Raw genomic sequence first — 16,277 nt, 5'->3', positions numbered from 1 at the left:
GGCATCGTGGCCCCCCTTGGCATGACGATAGCGGTTCGGGGGCCGCATGCGCATCAGTGGATGACGGCCTTCAGCACGATCATGACGAGGCCGAACGCCGCGGTGGTGAGCGCGCCGAGCAGCTGCATCGGCAGCGGCGCCCCGCGCCGCCGGTAGGCGACGAATCCCAGCACCGCGAGCACGACGACGCCGGCCCAGAGCGCCAGCCAGATGGTCAGCGCGTCGGGCACCACCCTGAGCGCCCCGAGCAGGAGGATCACCGAGGGCATCAGCGCCGAGGCGAGCAGCCCGAGCGAGTGGCGGAACGCCGTCTGGAACGCCTGCTTGAGCGGCATCACGTGGTCGATGGCGAGGCCGTGCCTGGCCACCGTGCCCGCGTAGACGTGCGCGGCCCAGAACACCACGACGGTGATCGCGACGATCCAGAAGACCTCCCACGAGCTCGATCCGTGGGTGCCGGCGACCACGATCATGCCCGAGACGAGCACGACGCCGTAGACCGACTCCTCGGTCACGAAGGCGGTCCTGACGAGATGGTCCCGCAGCTCGGCGGGGTTCCTGCGGGCCGACCGATCGCGCGGGGCATCCGATTCTTCGACGCTCATGTCGCCACTCTCTCACGACGAGGTCGCCGTGACCCCCGTTCTGGGTTATGAGAAATGCTCACATTCTCTGTCGGGGCGGTATCCATCGGAGTAGCGTGCGTGGTGAAAAACCTGAGACTCCCCCCGGGTCTGATGCATCCCGCCCCGCCTCACCCACGGCGGCGGGAGACGACCGTCACCCGCACGCCCTGCCACGCCCGCGCACTGCCGCCCCCAACACATCGCCCCGCCGGGGACCGTCCGGTCCGCCCGGTCCGGACGACGTTGCGCAATCCCTGGAGGCGACGATGCCCATGCGCACCCAACCCGAATACTGTCCCACCCCGACGGAACGCCGGCGCCACCGACGGCGCTCGCCGATCATCGCGACCGCCGCCGCTGTCGGACTCGTGCTCGCGGGCCTCGCAGTGGCCCCGGCCTATGCGAACCACCCCGAGGTGAGCCTGCCCGGGAGCGACTTCGAGATCGACACCAATGCCAACCTCGTCGTGAACGACCCAGCGCCGTCGATCGACTGGGCGGGCGTCGACGAAGTACGCAAGCCCGACAAGCCGACCGGCTCCGGCGACGACTCGTTCGGGCAGGGCTCGAAGGAGGACACCCTGGTTCCCTCCGTCGTCGACGGCAGCATCCCGCCGAACAAGAGCGACCTCAAGACGTTCGGCCTCTACCTCGAGACGAACGCCTCCGGGCACCAGTTCCTGAATCTCTACTGGCACCGTGTGCAGGATCCGACCGGCACGACGAACATGGACTTCGAGTTCAACAAGTCGAAGACCCTCAGTGCGAACGGCGTGACACCCGTTCGGTCGGCGGGCGACATGCTGATCCAGTACGACCTCTCGAACGGCGGCACGAATCCCGTGCTCTCGGTCTCGAGGTGGATCACCACGGGCTCCGGGTCACTGTGCCAGGCGAGCAACTCGACTCCATGCTGGGACAAGAAGGTCAACTTCAGCGTGCTCGGGCTCGCCACTGGCTCGATCAACACGACCGCGATCGCGGCGGGCGCGTCCGACGGACTCGGGGCCATCTCGGCCCGGACGTTCGGTGAGGCGACCGTCGACTACACCGCCCTCGCGAGCACGCTCGACGAGTGCGAGACGTTCGGCAGCGCGTACCTGAAGAGCCGGTCCTCCGACTCGTTCTCGGCCGCGATGAAGGACTTCATCGCTCCGATCGGCACCGGATTCCCGACCTGCGGCGGCGTCAAGATCAGCAAGGTCACCGACCCTGCCTCGACCGTGGACTTCACGTACACGGGAGACTTCTCGAGCGACCCGTCATCGGCCAGCTTCACGCTGAGCGACGGTGAATCGCAGGAGTTCGCCGACGTGCCGATCGGTGTGACCGGCCATGTCACGGAGTCCGACCTGCCCGACGGCTGGGATCTCGACTTCGTCGACTGCGACTTGAGTTCGGAGGGGGCGAACGTCTCGATCAACGGGGCTGAGATCACCTTCAACCTCGACACCGCGGAAGACACGGTCGATTGCACGTACCACAACAAGGCACGCGGATCGATCACGGTCGAGAAGATCACCGACAGCGGCATGGGAGCGTTCGAGTTCACCTCGACCACCCTCGATTCGCCGTTCACGCTGACTACGACCGCGGCCGGTGCGGGAGGCAAGGACTCTGAGGAGTTCGCGAACCTCGTTCCCGGGTCGTACGACGTGGCCGAGACCGTTCCGGCCAACTGGCACCTCGTCAGCGCGACCTGTTCGGGTGACGATGACGGCACCGATCCGGCGGCGATCGAGCTCGATCCCGGAGAGGACGTGGTCTGCACCTTCCACAACGAACGCAACACCGGTGCGATCCTGATCGAGAAGATGCGCAAGCACGCGGCCTCCGGCCTCGGCGAGCTGCACCCCGAGTCCGGGGTCACGTTCACCGTCACCGGCGGCGGGCTCGCCGATCCGATCGTCGTGGAGACGGGGCTCGATGGCACCGTCTGCGTTCCCGGCCTGCTCGTGAGCACCTTCGCGGGCACGTACACCGTCACTGAGACGGTGCCGGCCGGCGAGAAGGTCGACGGCAGCGTCTCGCAGCTCGCCGCGGTCGCGACGAGCGAAGACGACTGCTCCGATGTCGGAGCCGCCGCGTCGCTCGAGTTCGAGAACATCCCGCTGACCGACATCACCGTGAGCGTCGACTCGCTCGTGGAGGGAGGCACGTTCTCGAGCATCCAGTGCGTCGACTCGGATGACCCGCCCAACGAGCTCGGCTCGGTGGACGGCATCACCGGCTCGATCGACGACCCGAGCCTCACCGTCGAAGACCTCGAACCCGGCACCTACGTGTGCACGGTCGTCGTCGATCCCTGAGTGGAGGACTGAACTGAATTGATCCCGACGCGACGGGCGCCCCCCGATTCAGCCCGTCGTACGCAGAACCCCGCAGACCACTGGTCTGCGGGGTTCTGTCGTTCCGACCGGGATGCCCCGGCCGCGGTCTCGTGCTTACGCGCCGAGCGCCGCGTACACCTCGCGGAGGAGCTGCGCCGTCTCGGACGGCGTCTTGCCGACCTTGACGCCGGCGGCCTCGAGGGCCTCCTTCTTCGCCTGGGCGGTGCCGGCGGAGCCGGACACGATCGCGCCGGCGTGGCCCATCGTCTTGCCCTCGGGGGCGGTGAAGCCCGCGACGTAGCCGACGACCGGCTTCGTCACGTTCGCCTTGATGAAGTCGGCCGCGCGCTCCTCGGCGTCGCCGCCGATCTCGCCGATCATGACGATCGCCTTGGTCTCGGGGTCGGCCTCGAACGCGGCGAGCGCATCGATGTGCGTGGTGCCGATGATCGGGTCGCCGCCGATGCCGATGGCGGTCGAGAAGCCGAGGTCGCGCAGCTCGTACATCATCTGGTAGGTCAGCGTGCCCGACTTCGAGACGAGGCCGATCGGGCCCTTGCCGGTGATGTTCGCCGGGGTGATGCCGACGAGCGACTCACCGGGGCTGATGATGCCGGGGCAGTTCGGGCCGATGATGCGGGTCTTCGCGCCCTTCTCCTTGGCGTAGGCCCAGAACTCGGCGGAGTCCTGCACGGGCACGCCCTCGGTGATGATGACGAGGAGGGGGATCTCGGCGTCGATGGCCTCGACGACGGCGTCCTTCGTGAAGGCCGGGGGCACGAACGCGATCGAGACGTCGGCGCCGGTCTGCGCCATGGCCTCGGCCACGGACGCGAAGACGGGGAGCTCGACGGGGTTGCCCGAGGCATCCGTGTGCAGCACCGTGGTGCCGGCCTTGCGGGCGTTCACGCCGCCGACCACCTGGGTGCCGGCCGCGAGCATGCGCGCGGTGTGCTTCGAGCCCTCGCCGCCGGTGATGCCCTGGACGATGACCTTGGAGTCCTTGTTGAGGAAGATCGTCATTTCTGAATCCCTTACTTCGCGGCGTTCGCCAGCTCGGCGGCCTTGTCGGCGCCCTGGTCCATGTTCTCGGCGAGCGTCACCAGGGGGTGCGCGGCCTCTTCGAGGATGCGACGGCCCTCGACGACGTTGTTGCCGTCGAGGCGCACGACGAGGGGCTTGTTCGCGGCCGAGCCGAGCTCGGCGAGCGCGCCCACGATGCCCTTCGCGACCTGGTCGCACGCGGTGATGCCGCCGAAGACGTTGACGAACACGCTCTTGACCTGCGGGTCGCCGAGGATGATGCCGAGGCCGTTGGCCATGACCTCCGCCGAGGCGCCGCCGCCGATGTCGAGGAAGTTCGCGGGCTTCACGTCGCCGTGGTTCTCGCCCGCGTAGGCGACGACGTCGAGGGTCGACATGACCAGGCCCGCGCCGTTGCCGATGATGCCGACCTCGCCGTCGAGCTTGACGTAGTTGAGGTCGAGGGCCTTCGCGGCGGCCTCGAGCGGGTCGGCCGCGTCCTTGTCCTCGAGGAGGGCGTGGTTCTGGTGACGGAACTCGGCGTTCTCGTCGAGCGTGACCTTGCCATCGAGGGCGATGACGTTGCCGTCCTCGTCGAGGATGAGCGGGTTGACCTCGACGAGCGTCGCGTCCTCGCCCTTGTAGACCTCGTAGAGCTTCACGAAGACGTCGGCGACCTTGTCGACGAGCTCGGCCGGGAAGTTCGCGGCGACCGCGATCTCACGGGCCTTCGCCGCGTCGACGCCCGCGATGGGGTCGACCTCGATGCGCGCGAGCGCCTCGGGCTTCTCGACGGCGAGCTGCTCGATCTCCATGCCGCCCTCGACGCTCGTGAGCGAGAGGTACGAGCGGTTGGCGCGGTCGAGCAGCACCGAGAAGTAGAACTCCTGCGCGATGCGGGCGCCGCCGGCGACCATGACGCGCTTGACGACGTGGCCCTTGATGTCGAGGCCGAGGATCGCCTTCGCGGCCTCGTACGCCTCGTCGGGGGTCTTCGCGACCTTGACGCCGCCGGCCTTGCCGCGGCCGCCCGTCTTCACCTGGGCCTTGACCACGACGACGCCGCCGAGCTTCTCGGCCGCGGCACGTACCTCGTCGGGGGTGTCGGCGACGATGCCCGGGAGCACCGGGACCCCGTACTGCTCGAACAGGTCTCTGGCCTGGTACTCGTAAAGATCCACGCTCTACTTCCAATCGGTCCGCACGCGCGGTCGCGCACAGGGGCTGGTGGGTTTCGGCCCGGAGGGCGACGAAAAACATCTCGACGTCAAGATAAGTGGGCCACCCTCCATGCTACTCCCCGCGCAGCAGCGCCGAGAATCGGGCGGATGCCGCCGTGTCCGGCCGCCCGGACGCCCCCGCCCCGTGCCGCCGATGAGGCGAGCCTCGCCATGCTGGCGCGCCGCGGGCACGGCTGCGAGACTGCCGACATGACGGATGCCACGACCGAACCGGTGCACGGCGCAGACCCCCACGACGCCAGGGTGCACGAGAAGCTGAACTGGCTGCGCGCCGGGGTGCTCGGTGCGAACGACGGCATCATCTCGGTCGCCGCCCTCGTCGTCGGCGTCGCCGCCGCGACCACCGACCTCGGGGCGATCCTCGTGGCGGGCGTCGCCTCGGTCGTCGCCGGCGCCATCTCCATGGGACTCGGCGAGTACGTCTCGGTCTCGACGCAGCGCGACACCGAGCGCGCGCTCATCGCGAAGGAGACGCGCGAGCTCGCCGAGATGCCCGACCAGGAGCTCGCCGAGCTCGCCGGCATCTACCGTGCGAAGGGCCTGAGCGAGGAGACCGCCGAGCGGGTCGCGCGCGAGCTCACGGCGCACGACGCGCTCGCGGCGCACCTCGAGGCCGAGCTCCACATCTCCGAGGACGACGTCGTGAACCCGTGGCATGCGGCCGGCGCATCCGCCCTGTCGTTCCTCATCGGTGCCGTGCTGCCGATGCTCGCGATCCTGCTGCCGCCGCCCGAGTGGCGCATCGCGACGACCTTCGTCGCCGTCGTGCTGGCACTCGCGATCACCGGGTGGCTGTCGGCGTGGATCGGCGGCGCCCCCCGTGGCCGGGCGGTGCTTCGCGTCGTCGTCGGCGGGGCGCTCGCGCTCGTCGTCACCTGGGCGATCGGTGCGGCGCTCGGCGGGGTGGTCTAGCCCCGGTCAGCACGTCACTCGCTGCGCGGGCCGACGCTCGGGGTCGCCGTCGTCGGGGGCGGCATGGGCACGACCTCGACGAATCGCCGCGCGGCGAGCACCATGACGACGCCCACCGCCGCGCCGAGCACGGTCTCGAGCACGCGGTCGCCGATGAGCCCCGCGACCGGCGCCGGCGAGGCGAGATGGGCGACGGTGAGCGCGAGGGGGGTCACGAACACGAGCGCCGTGCCGTAGTGCTTCGTGACGAGCAGTTCGGCGCCGAACTGGCAGACGGCGACGACGGCGACGAGCACCCAGACCGACGGCTCGGGCCACAGCACGAGCGCGGTCACGATCACCCCGGCGATCGTGCCCAGCACCCGGTGCACCGCGCGCGAGACGGTGTGCGCGGCGCGCGCCGGCGGGATGACGGCGATCGCGCTGACCACCGCCCAGTACGGATGCCCGATGCCGAGGGCGAGCGCGGCAGCACCGGCGACGAGCGCCGCGAGCACGTTCTGCGCGACGTTCAGCCAGAGCCGAGGATCGGTGTGGCCGCGACGCCGGCTCGGCGTGCGTCGCGGCAACGGCTTGAATGCGCGGTCGGCACGGCGACCCGCGAGCCGGCGCAGCAGCCAGCCCGACATCGCGAGCAGCCAGGCGAACGCGGCCGCCGCCCAGGCGACGCCCCAGCGCTGCCAGCCGGTGCCGTCGTCGACGGGCTGCGCAGCGCAGACGAGCAGCCCGAACACGGCGAACAACGGCGTCGACGGCGTCACGCCGAGCAGGTTGAAGGCGACGATCACGGCGGTGATGACGAGCGCGAGCGCACCGGCCTCGACGACGACCGGCGCGTCGGCGATCGACAGCAGGATGCCGGCTCCGGTCGCCGCCAGCTGGGCCGCCGCGGCCGTGCTCACGGTGCGCAGCCGGGTGCGGTAGGGCTCGCTGCGCCCGAAGATGGCGACCATGCCGCCGAAGGCGGCGTACGAGGCCCAGTCGACCCGGCCGACGGCGACGAGGATCGCAAGCGGCACCGCCGCCGCGATCGCCGCCCGCAGGGCGACCTCGACGTCGAGCGCACGCAGCGAGCCCGCCCAGCGGACGAACCGGCCGGGGGACGCGCTCACAGCTTCTCGATGGGCGCGATCTTGATGAGGAGCTTCTTCTGCCCGGCTCGGTCGAACGCGACGTGCGCGATCCTCTTCGTGCCCTCGCCGGTGACCTGCGTGACCTTGCCCTCGCCGAAGTCGGTGTGGCGGATCCGGTCGCCGGCCTCGAGGGTGAGGTCGCCGTTGTCGCGCACCGTGCCGGTGACCTTGTTGGCCCACTCGGTCTTCGGCTTCTCGGCGCGGGTGACGCTGAAGCGCTCGAGGTCGCGGTCGCGCGTGCCCCAGGCGCCGCCGCCCCCGCCGCCCTGCCCGAAGCCGCGGCGGGCGTTGAGCGCACGCGGCTGCGAGCCGCCGCGGCTCGTGGCCATGCCGGGCGACTGCCGCCAGTCGATGAGCCCCTCGGGGATCTCTTGGAGGTACCGCGACGGCATCGCCACGGCGACCTCGCCGAACTGGGCGCGGCTCATCGCGAGCGAGAGGTAGAGGCGCTTGCGCGCTCGGGTGATGCCGACGTAGAACAGGCGCCGCTCTTCGGCAGGCCCGCCGGGCTCGGAGGCCGACATCTGGTGCGGCAGCAGCCCCTCCTCGATGCCGGTGAGGAAGACCGCGTGGTACTCGAGCCCCTTCGCCGTGTGCAGGGTCATCAGCGAGACGGTGCCCGACTCGTCGTCGATCTCGTCGGCGGCCGCGACGAGCGAGACCTGGGTGAGGAAGTCGACGAGCGTCGCCCCGGGGTTCTCGCGATCGAAGTCGCGCGTCTGCGCGACGAGCTCCTCGACGTTCTCGGCGCGGGTCTCGTCTTGGGGGTCGCGGCTGTTGCGCAGCGCGTCGAGCAGCCCGGAGCGCTCCATCAGGAAGACGAGCACCTCGGAGATCTTCGACGCGCCCTCGTTCGTGCCCGCGTCGATGCCGGCCTGCGAGGGCACCAGCATCGCGGCGGCCTCGTCGAGCACGTCGGCGAGCGCCGAGATCGCCGAGGTGACCTTCGGCCCGAGCCCGAGCCCGCCGGCCGAGCGCATCGCCTGCCGGAAGGTGAGCTCGTTCTGCTCGGCGAACTGCGCGATCGTCGTCTCGGTGGCCGGGCCGATGCCGCGCTTCGGCGTGTTCAGGATGCGGCGGAGCGCCAGCTCGTCGAGGGGGTTCGCGACGGCGATGAGGTAGGCCATCGCGTCCTTGATCTCGGCCCGCTCGTAGAACTTCGTGCCGCCGACGACCCGGTAGGGCAGGGCCGAGCGTACGAAGATCTCTTCGAGCGCTCGCGTCTGCGCGTTGGTGCGGTAGAACACGGCGATGTCGCGGTACGCGACGCCGGAGCGGTGCAGCGACTCGATCTCGTCGGCGATGAACTGCGCCTCGTCGTGCGCCGTGTACCCGGTGTAGCCGACGATCTGCTCGCCGTCTCCGTCGGCCGTCCAGAGTTTCTTGTCTTTGCGGTCGAAGTTGTTCGAGATGACCGCGTTGGCCGCCGAGAGGATGTTCTGCGTCGAGCGGTAGTTCTGCTCGAGGAGCACGACGCGCGCGCCGGGGAAGTCGCGCTCGAACTCGACGATGTTGCGGATGTCGGCGCCGCGGAACGCGTAGATCGACTGGTCGGAGTCGCCGACCACCGTCAGCGAGGCGCCGGGGATCGCCCCCGTCGCATCGGTCATGCCGCGCACGAGGATGCCGTGCTCGTCGAGCTCGCGGACGATCGGCGGCTCGACGGGGCGGGTCAGCTCGCGGATGAGCGAGTACTGCGCGTGGTTCGTGTCTTGGTACTCGTCGACGAGGATGTGCCGGAACCGACGCTGGTAGAGCGCCGCGACCTTCGGGAAGGCGCGGAACAGGTAGACCGTCTCGGCGATCAGGTCGTCGAAGTCGAGGGCGGATGCCTCGCGCAGGCGCCGCGTGTACTGCCGGAAGATCTCGAGGAACATGACCTCCTGCGGGTCGTTCATGTTCGCATTGCGCGCGTAGGTCTCGACGTCGGCGAGCTCGTTCTTGAGCTTCGAGATCTTCGCCTGCGCGCTCGCGGGCGTGAAGCCCATCGTGTCGGCGTCGAGGCCCTTGATGATGCGCTTCAGGATCGTGCGCTGGTCGGCCGAGTCGTAGATCGTGAACGTCGAGGAGAGGCCGAGCGACTCGGCCTCTCGGCGCAGGATGCGCACGCACGCGGAGTGGAACGTCGAGATCCACATGCCGGAGGCGCTGTCGCCGAGGAGCGCCTGCACGCGCTCGCGCATCTCGGCGGCGGCCTTGTTCGTGAAGGTGATCGCGAGGATCTGGCTCGGCCAGGCCTCGCGCGTCTCGATGAGGTGCGCGATGCGGTGCGTGAGCACCCGCGTCTTGCCCGAGCCCGCACCCGCGACGATGAGCAGTGCGGGGCCGCGGTACTCGACCGCCTCCTTCTGCTGCGGGTTGAGGCCGTCGGTGAGGGGCGAACCTGCCGCCGAGGGGTCGTCGGAGCGTGCCGGGGGCGCCTCGCGCCAGCCGGCCGGGTCGTCGGGGTCGAGGATCAGCGTCATGTCGCCTTCAAGTCTAGGCGCGGCCCCCGACACCCGCCCCTCGACGACCGCCGGAGCTCAGGCGCGTGCGGCCAGCCAGTCGCCGCGCGCCTCGACGCCGAGGTCGGGGTGGTCGACGAAGACGCCGTCCACCCCGGTCGCGAGCACCTCTCCGAACTCGGCGGCCCAGTCGCCGTAACCGGCCCGGGAGGTGCCGCGACGGCGCCCCGCCGTGAGGAACCGGTTCTCGGGCCGCAGGGTCCACGTGTAGACCTCGAGGCCGGCGGCGTGCGCCGTGGCGACGAGGGCGGCGCCGCGCAGCGGCGACCCCGTGGCATCCGGCGAGCGCTCGGGCGGGCCGACGAGCCGAGGGGTGCCGACGCTCACGCCGTCGAAGCGGCCGGCGAGGTCGCGCAGCCCGCGCTCGGTCACGAAGTCGTCGTAGCGCGGCGCGTGGCGCCCCTCCGCCAGCACGAGGTCCCATGGCGATCCCGAGTTCTCGATGAGGAACACCCGTCGACCCCGGATGCCGCGTTCCCCGAGCCGGTCGAGCAGCGTCGGCTCGAACGCCTCCATGACCAGGCGCTCGTCGCCCGTGCCCCAGCCGGCCGCGGCGAGCTCGGCGGCGAACAGCTCGTCGAGCGGCAGCCCGAGCGCGGCGAAGTGGGCGGCGTGCTTGAACTCGGCGACCATCCGCAGCATGCGCCGCTGCTCGTCGGCCGCCCGGTCGATGAGTGCGAACAGCTCGCGGAGGCGGATGATCGGATAGCGCCCGTCGAAGCTCGCGCTCGCGTGCCTGATCGCGCCCAGCCGTTCGCGGGAGCGCAGGGTCGAGAGCTCTGCCCACGTGAAGTCCTCGGTGAACCAGCCGGTGAGCGGCTTGCCGTCGATCTCTCGGGTCGTGCGACGGCCGGCGAACTCGGGTCGCGACGCGACATCCGTGGTGCCCGAGATCTCGTTCTCGTGGCGCAGCACGAGCACGCCGTCGCGCGTCGCGACGAGGTCGGGCTCGACCGCGTCGGCGCCGAGCGCGAACGCGAGCTCGTACGCCGAGCGGGTGTGCTCGGGACGGTAGCCCGGTGCGCCGCGATGGCCGATGACGAGCGGGCGCGGGGCCAGGTCGGGCTGCATGGGCCCAGCGTAGCCAGCGTCGCCGTCGCCGCCGCGGAATTCCGCGAGAACTCACGGCGTTGTCACGGGGTATTCAGGTAGGTTTGTTCACGGCACGGATCCCGCATCCGGTCGCCGATCCCCCGCATCCGACGACAGCCGAAAGCAGAGGAACCCATGGCTCTCGACAATCCCGCATTCTCGCGGAACTCCGCCTTCTCGCAGCAGGGAGCCGTGGCCGCAGCGCAAGACATCTCGGCCCAGCAACTGCAGGAGATGTACAACCAGCCCTCGACGCCGCCCGCGGGCGAGACAATGTCGGTCGAGTCGACGATCGGCAAGTCCGTCGCCGGCTTCGGACTGCTGCTCGTCGGCGCCGCGCTCGGCTGGCTGACGGTCGAGAGCCTGCCGTTCCTCTGGATCGGCGCCGGCATCGTCGGCTTCGTGCTCGCCCTCGTCAACACGTTCAAGCGCGAGCCGTCGCCTGCGCTGATCCTCGCCTACGCGGGCGTGCAGGGCGTCTTCGTCGGCGGCATCTCAGCCTGGTACGAGATGATGTACGGCGGCGGCATCGTCGCCCAGGCGGTCATCGCGACGCTCGTCGTCGTGGGCGTCACGCTCGCGCTCTTCGCCTCGGGCAAGATCCGCGCGTCGAAGAAGGCCACCAAGGTCTTCCTCATCGCGATGGTCGGCTACCTCGTCTTCTCGCTCGTCAACTTCGGCATCATGATCTTCGGCGGCGCCGACGGCAACCCGTGGGGTCTCCGCGGCGTCGACTTCTTCGGCACCGGCATCCCGTTCGGCCTCGTCCTCGGCGTCCTCGTCGTGATCATGGCGGCCTACTCGCTCGTGCTCGACTTCGACTTCATCCAGCAGGGCGTGCGCAACCGCGCCCCGAAGAAGTACGAGTGGACCGGCGTCTTCGGCATCATGGTCACCGTCATCTGGCTCTACCTCGAGATCCTGCGGATGCTCGCGATCGCGCGCGACTAGCGATCCTCGCACCCATTCGAACGGCCGCCCTCGGGCGGCCGTTCGTCATTTCCGGGCACCCCGACGGCCAGGCGCGTACCGGTCGTCGGAACGCCACACCGACACGCCGCCCGAAGAGGGTCACCAGCGGGCGTGTCGCCCGTCCCGTCCGACAACTGGTCCGGCGCGTACCTCAAGGTCGACCGTCGCCGACCCGCCTCAGTACCCGAACGCGGCCGCCGCGGCCCTGATCGCATCGGCGGACGCCGCGAGCTGCGCCCGCTCCCGGTCCGAGAGCGGGGTGCCGTGGATCGGCCGTGCACCCTCCCCGTCGACGACGCTCGGCAGCGACAGCGCTATGCCCTCGAGCTCGGGGATCTCGGGGCCGTGCACCGTGCTCACCGGCAGCACCGCATGCTGGTCGTGCAGCACGGCTTCGACGATGCGTGCGCCCGAGAGCCCGATCGCGTAGTTGGTCGCTCCCTTGCCCCGGATCACGGTGTACGCCGCATCGCGCACGTCACGCGCGATCCCGTCGAGCTCGTCGGCGGTGAAGCGCTCGCCGCCCGCCCAGTCGAGAATCGGCACCGGGCCGATCCGGGCCTCCGACCACAGCGGGAACTCGGTGTCGCCGTGCTCCCCCACGATGTTCGCGTGCACGCTCGAGGTCGAGACGCCGGCGCGCTCGGCGAGGAGCCAGCGCAGCCGCGAGGTGTCGAGCACGGTGCCCGAGCCGAAGACGCGCTCGGGCGGCAGCCCGGTGATGCGCTGGGCAGCGACGGTGAGCACGTCGACCGGGTTCGTCACGAGGATGATCACGGCGCCCGGCGCGCGCTCGAGAAGCGTGGGCAGCAGTTGCTCGAGGATCCCGACGTTCGTCGCCGCGAGGTCCATGCGGCTCTGCCCCGGCAGTTGCTTCGCGCCGGCCGTGACGACGATGACGTGCGAGCCCTCGACGACGGCTGGGTCGGCCCCGCCTGTGACGCGCGAGCGGGTGAACTGCGTGCCGTGGGCGAGGTCGAGCACCTCTGCCTCGACCTTCTCGGCCGCGATGTCGTAGAGCGCGACCTCGGCGGCGGAGTCCCTGATGAGCGCGGCGTAGGCGAGGCTCGACCCCACTGCCCCCGCGCCGACGACGGTCAGCTTGCTGTTCTCGACGACTCCCATGCGGCCAGTCTGGCAGTCGCGCCACGAGCAGGGAACGGGCGATGCCGGCGGGCGGCCCGGTACGCCGAAGGGCGCCGGCCACACGGCCGGCGCCCTTCGCGCACCTCAGGAGCGGGTCACTCCCACTCGATGGTCCCCGGCGGCTTCGACGTGACGTCGAGCACGACGCGGTTGACCTCCCGCACCTCGTTCGTGATGCGGTTCGAGATCTTCGCGAGCACGTCGTACGGCAGGCGGGTCCAGTCGGCGGTCATCGCGTCCTCGGAGGAGACGGGGCGCAGCACGATCGGGTGGCCGTAGGTGCGGCCGTCGCCCTGCACGCCCACCGACCGCACGTCGGCGAGCAGCACGACCGGGCACTGCCAGATCTCCTGGTCGAGGCCGGCGGCGCTGAGCTCTTCGCGGGCGATCGCGTCGGCGTCGCGCAGCAGTTCGAGCCGGTCGCGCGTGACCTCGCCGACGATGCGGATGCCGAGGCCGGGGCCGGGGAACGGCTGGCGGCCGACGATCGCCTCGGGGAGGCCGAGCTCGCGGCCGATGGCGCGCACCTCGTCCTTGAAGAGGGTCCGCAGCGGCTCGACGAGCTCGAACTGCAGGTCCTCCGGGAGTCCGCCGACGTTGTGGTGGCTCTTGATGTTCGCCGTGCCCGAACCGCCGCCCGACTCGACGACGTCGGGATACAGCGTGCCCTGTACGAGGAACTTGATCGGCTGCCCGTCGGCGGCGGCCTCCGCGATGAGGTCGCGCTCGGCGGCCTCGAACGCGCGGATGAACTCGCGGCCGATGATCTTGCGCTTCTCCTCGGGGTCGGTGACCCCGGCGAGCGCGTCGAGGAAGGTGTCCTCCGCGTCGATCGTGACGAGGCGGACGCCGGTCGCGGCGACGTAGTCGTTCTGCACCTGCTCGCGCTCGCCCTTGCGGAGGAGGCCGTGGTCGACGAAGACCGCGGTGAGCTGGTCGCCGACCGCCTGCTGCACGAGCGCCGTCGAGACGGCCGAGTCGACGCCGCCCGAGAGCGCGGAGATGACGCGGGCCGAGCCGACCTGCTCGCGGATGCGCGCGACCTGCTCGGCGATGACGTTGCCCGGGTTCCAGTCGGCGGGGATGCCGGCCGCGCGGTGCAGGAAGTTCTCGATGATGCCCTGGCCGAACCGCGAGTGCTTCACCTCGGGGTGCCACTGCACGCCGTAGAGCTTGCGCTCGTCGTTCGCGAAGGCGGCGACCGGGGTCGACTCGGTGGAGGCGAGCACCTCGAACCCCTCGGGCGCGCGCGAGACCGAGTCGCCGTGGCTCATCCACACCGTCTGCGCGGCGGGCTGCTCGACGAGCAGCGCGTTGCCCGAGGCATCCACGACGTTCGCGGCGGTCGCGCCGTACTCGCGCTGGCCGGTGTGCGCGACCTCGCCGCCGAAGTGCTGGGCCATCACCTGGAAGCCGTAGCAGATGCCGAGCGTCGGCACGCCGAGCTCGAGCACGGCCGGGTCGAGCGCGGGCGCGCCCTGCTCGTAGACCGACGACGGCCCGCCCGAGAGCACGATGCCGATCGGGTTCTTCGCGCGCACCTCGTCGGCGGTGATCGTGTGCGGCACGATCTCGGAATAGACGGATGCTTCGCGCACGCGTCGTGCGATCAGCTGCGCGTACTGCGCGCCGAAGTCGACGACGAGTACCGGCCGGTGCTCGGTCTGCTGCTCGGTCACTGCTGGGCCTCCACGGAGTCGGGGGTGGTTTCGGACGCCTCGGGGGCGGCGCTCGCTGCGGCCGCCTCCGCGGCCTCGCGGCGGTCGAGGTAGGCGGTCACCTCACGGGCGACGCGGACCTCGAGGAAGAACGAGAGGAAGGGGATGATGCCGCCGAGGGCGATCAGGATGAACCGGCCGAAGTGCCAGCGCATGAGGCTCCAGAGCCGGAAGTCGCTGAACAGGTACACGACGTAGAACCAGCCGTGGGCGATGAGGATGCCGGTGGAGAGGTTGACGCCGGAGCCGGTCGACTCGAGGCCCGCGGCCGTCTCGATGACGGGCTCGAAGCTCAGGAGGCCGTTCGGGCCGAAGGCGTAGAGCTCGAGGTGCCACACGTACTTCAGCAGCATCTCGGCGCAGAGCAGCAGCAGCATGACGCCGGTGATCACCGAAGCGACCTTGTAGAACTTCAGCGCCCCGCGAATGCGCGGCAGATCGGCGGATTTCGGCTCGAGGGGCATGGGTACAGTCTACGTGGCCGCGGCTGGGCGCAGACCCAGCAGGAACCGGCGCAGCGTCGCGACGGCGTCGTCGATGCCGCGGGCGGGGTCGGGCGAGGCGGCGTTCGCGATCGCGACCTCGTTGAGCGCCCCCGACAGCATCGTCGAGACGGTGTCGAGCGAGCGCGTCGCGATCACCCCGGCGGCGGCGAGCTCGGCCACGCCCTCGTCGAGCAGCCGCACGCTCGTCTCGAGGTCGCCCTCGCGCCAGTCGCCCCAGCCGAGCACGGCCGGCCCCTCGATGAGCAGGATGCGCCGCACCTCGGGGGCGAGGCTGGCATCGAGGAACGCGCGACACCCCGCGAGGAAGCCGTCGAGCACGTCGTCGTGCCCCGTCGACGCGCGCTCGACCGCTTGGGCGACCCCGCGCTGCGCGTGCTCGACCACGGCGAGGAACAGCCCCTGCTTGCTGCCGAAGTGGTGGTAGAGCGCACCGCGCGTGAGGCCGGCCTCGGACATCAGCTCCTCGAGCGCCACGCCGGCGTACCCGTGCTCGGCGAAACGCGCCGTCGCGAGTCGCACGATCTCGGCGCGCGTGCGTTCGCGCTGCTCGGCCTTCGACGCCATACCGACCCTCCCACTTGACATACACACTGTACGTCCGTCACGCTGGACGACGATACATACACACTGTATGTATCTGTGAAGGGAGAAGTCCATGCTCAGCGGTTGCTACCCCGTCCTCTGCATCGACGACGTCGCGGCGAGCGCCGCGTTCTACCGCGAGCACTTCGGCTTCGCGACCGCGTTCGAGTCGGACTGGTACGTGAGCCTCCGCCACCCCGACCGCGGCCACGAGCTCGCGCTGCTCGACGCCGGCCACGAGTCGATCCCCGCCGGGTACGGCGAGGTCGCCCGCGGCATGCTCGTGAACCTCGAGGTCGACGACGTCGACGCGGTCGCCGCACGGCTCGCCGCGGCGGGAGTGCCGATCGTGCAGCCGCTCCGCAGCGAGGCCTTCGGGCAGCGTCACGTGATCGTGCGCGACCCGGGCGGCGTGCTCGTCGACGTGATCACCGAGATCGAGCCGGCCCCCGAGTTCGCGGCCGCGTTCGGCGGCTGACCGGCGAGCAGCGG

14 protein-coding genes are annotated in these 16,277 nt (G+C 70.5%); 4 read left to right on the top strand and 10 right to left on the bottom strand.

Annotated features, from left to right (window positions below):
• Positions 1 to 53: 53 nt before the first annotated feature.
• The gene (locus ACFVSL_RS07300; protein ID WP_386939783.1) at positions 54 to 605 is read right to left on the bottom strand and encodes a hypothetical protein; all 552 of its coding nucleotides are present in this window, start codon (positions 603 to 605) and stop codon (positions 54 to 56) included.
• A 293-nt stretch (positions 606 to 898) separates the two neighbouring features.
• Between ACFVSL_RS07300 and ACFVSL_RS07295 the strand changes: the two genes are divergently transcribed.
• The gene (locus tag ACFVSL_RS07295; RefSeq protein ID WP_386939782.1) at positions 899 to 2,935 is read left to right on the top strand and encodes a collagen binding domain-containing protein; all 2,037 of its coding nucleotides are present in this window, start codon (positions 899 to 901) and stop codon (positions 2,933 to 2,935) included.
• Positions 2,936 to 3,070: 135 nt separating this feature from the next.
• Here the strand turns inward: ACFVSL_RS07295 and sucD are convergent, their stop codons facing one another.
• Both sucD and sucC read right to left on the bottom strand, forming a co-directional pair.
• On the bottom strand, positions 3,071 to 3,979 hold the full coding sequence (gene sucD, locus ACFVSL_RS07290) for a succinate--CoA ligase subunit alpha (RefSeq protein ID WP_386939781.1): 909 nt from the start codon (positions 3,977 to 3,979) through the stop codon (positions 3,071 to 3,073).
• A gap of 11 nt (positions 3,980 to 3,990) precedes the next feature.
• Positions 3,991 to 5,160: an ADP-forming succinate--CoA ligase subunit beta gene (sucC, locus tag ACFVSL_RS07285; RefSeq protein WP_386939780.1), complete on the bottom strand. Its 1,170-nt coding sequence runs from the start codon at positions 5,158 to 5,160 to the stop codon at positions 3,991 to 3,993.
• A gap of 249 nt (positions 5,161 to 5,409) precedes the next feature.
• Here sucC and ACFVSL_RS07280 point away from each other — a divergent pair, with 249 nt between their 5' ends.
• A complete protein-coding gene (locus ACFVSL_RS07280) occupies positions 5,410 to 6,132 on the top strand; it encodes a VIT family protein (RefSeq protein ID WP_386939778.1) in 723 nt (240 codons plus the stop codon).
• Positions 6,133 to 6,146: 14 nt separating this feature from the next.
• Here ACFVSL_RS07280 and ACFVSL_RS07275 read toward each other — a convergent pair whose 3' ends face one another.
• The 3 genes from ACFVSL_RS07275 to ACFVSL_RS07265 are packed head-to-tail and all read right to left on the bottom strand — an operon-like array spanning position 6,147 to position 10,840.
• Complete coding sequence (locus ACFVSL_RS07275) at positions 6,147 to 7,244, bottom strand: FUSC family protein (protein WP_386939777.1); 1,098 nt, start codon at positions 7,242 to 7,244, stop codon at positions 6,147 to 6,149.
• A complete protein-coding gene (locus ACFVSL_RS07270) occupies positions 7,241 to 9,730 on the bottom strand; it encodes an ATP-dependent helicase (RefSeq protein ID WP_386939775.1) in 2,490 nt (829 codons plus the stop codon). Before ACFVSL_RS07270 ends, ACFVSL_RS07275 begins: the two co-directional genes overlap by 4 nt.
• 57 nt (positions 9,731 to 9,787) lie before the next feature.
• Positions 9,788 to 10,840 carry a glycerophosphodiester phosphodiesterase family protein gene (locus tag ACFVSL_RS07265; RefSeq protein ID WP_386939773.1) on the bottom strand — a complete coding sequence of 351 codons (1,053 nt, stop codon included), beginning with the start codon at positions 10,838 to 10,840 and terminating at the stop codon, positions 9,788 to 9,790.
• Between the two features lie 156 nt (positions 10,841 to 10,996).
• On the opposite strand from ACFVSL_RS07265, the gene ACFVSL_RS07260 reads away from it, so the two are divergent.
• A complete protein-coding gene (locus tag ACFVSL_RS07260) occupies positions 10,997 to 11,812 on the top strand; it encodes a Bax inhibitor-1/YccA family protein (protein WP_386939771.1) in 816 nt (271 codons plus the stop codon).
• A 198-nt stretch (positions 11,813 to 12,010) separates the two neighbouring features.
• On the opposite strand, the gene ACFVSL_RS07255 is transcribed toward ACFVSL_RS07260, so the two are convergent.
• From ACFVSL_RS07255 to ACFVSL_RS07240, 4 genes are all read right to left on the bottom strand, one after another.
• Positions 12,011 to 12,958, bottom strand: coding sequence for an L-lactate dehydrogenase (locus ACFVSL_RS07255; protein ID WP_386939769.1), 948 nt, complete (start codon positions 12,956 to 12,958; stop codon positions 12,011 to 12,013).
• Positions 12,959 to 13,074: 116 nt separating this feature from the next.
• The gene (gene guaA / locus ACFVSL_RS07250; protein WP_386939767.1) at positions 13,075 to 14,658 is read right to left on the bottom strand and encodes a glutamine-hydrolyzing GMP synthase; all 1,584 of its coding nucleotides are present in this window, start codon (positions 14,656 to 14,658) and stop codon (positions 13,075 to 13,077) included.
• Entirely contained in the window at positions 14,655 to 15,161 is a 507-nt protein-coding gene (locus ACFVSL_RS07245; protein WP_386939765.1) for a DUF3817 domain-containing protein, read from the bottom strand. Before ACFVSL_RS07245 ends, guaA begins: the two co-directional genes overlap by 4 nt.
• A 9-nt stretch (positions 15,162 to 15,170) precedes the next feature.
• Positions 15,171 to 15,767, bottom strand: a complete 597-nt coding sequence (locus ACFVSL_RS07240; protein WP_386939763.1) for a TetR/AcrR family transcriptional regulator — start codon at positions 15,765 to 15,767, stop codon at positions 15,171 to 15,173.
• 91 nt (positions 15,768 to 15,858) lie between these two features.
• Here ACFVSL_RS07240 and ACFVSL_RS07235 point away from each other — a divergent pair, with 91 nt between their 5' ends.
• Positions 15,859 to 16,263, top strand: a complete 405-nt coding sequence (locus ACFVSL_RS07235; protein ID WP_386939761.1) for a VOC family protein — start codon at positions 15,859 to 15,861, stop codon at positions 16,261 to 16,263.
• Positions 16,264 to 16,277 lie beyond the last annotated feature (14 nt).

Source organism: Agromyces sp. NPDC058064 (assembly GCF_042885275.1).
GTDB lineage: Bacteria > Actinomycetota > Actinomycetes > Actinomycetales > Microbacteriaceae > Agromyces.
Note: the sequence above shows the minus strand (reverse complement) of the source record. Positions and strands in the feature narration are given on the sequence as shown.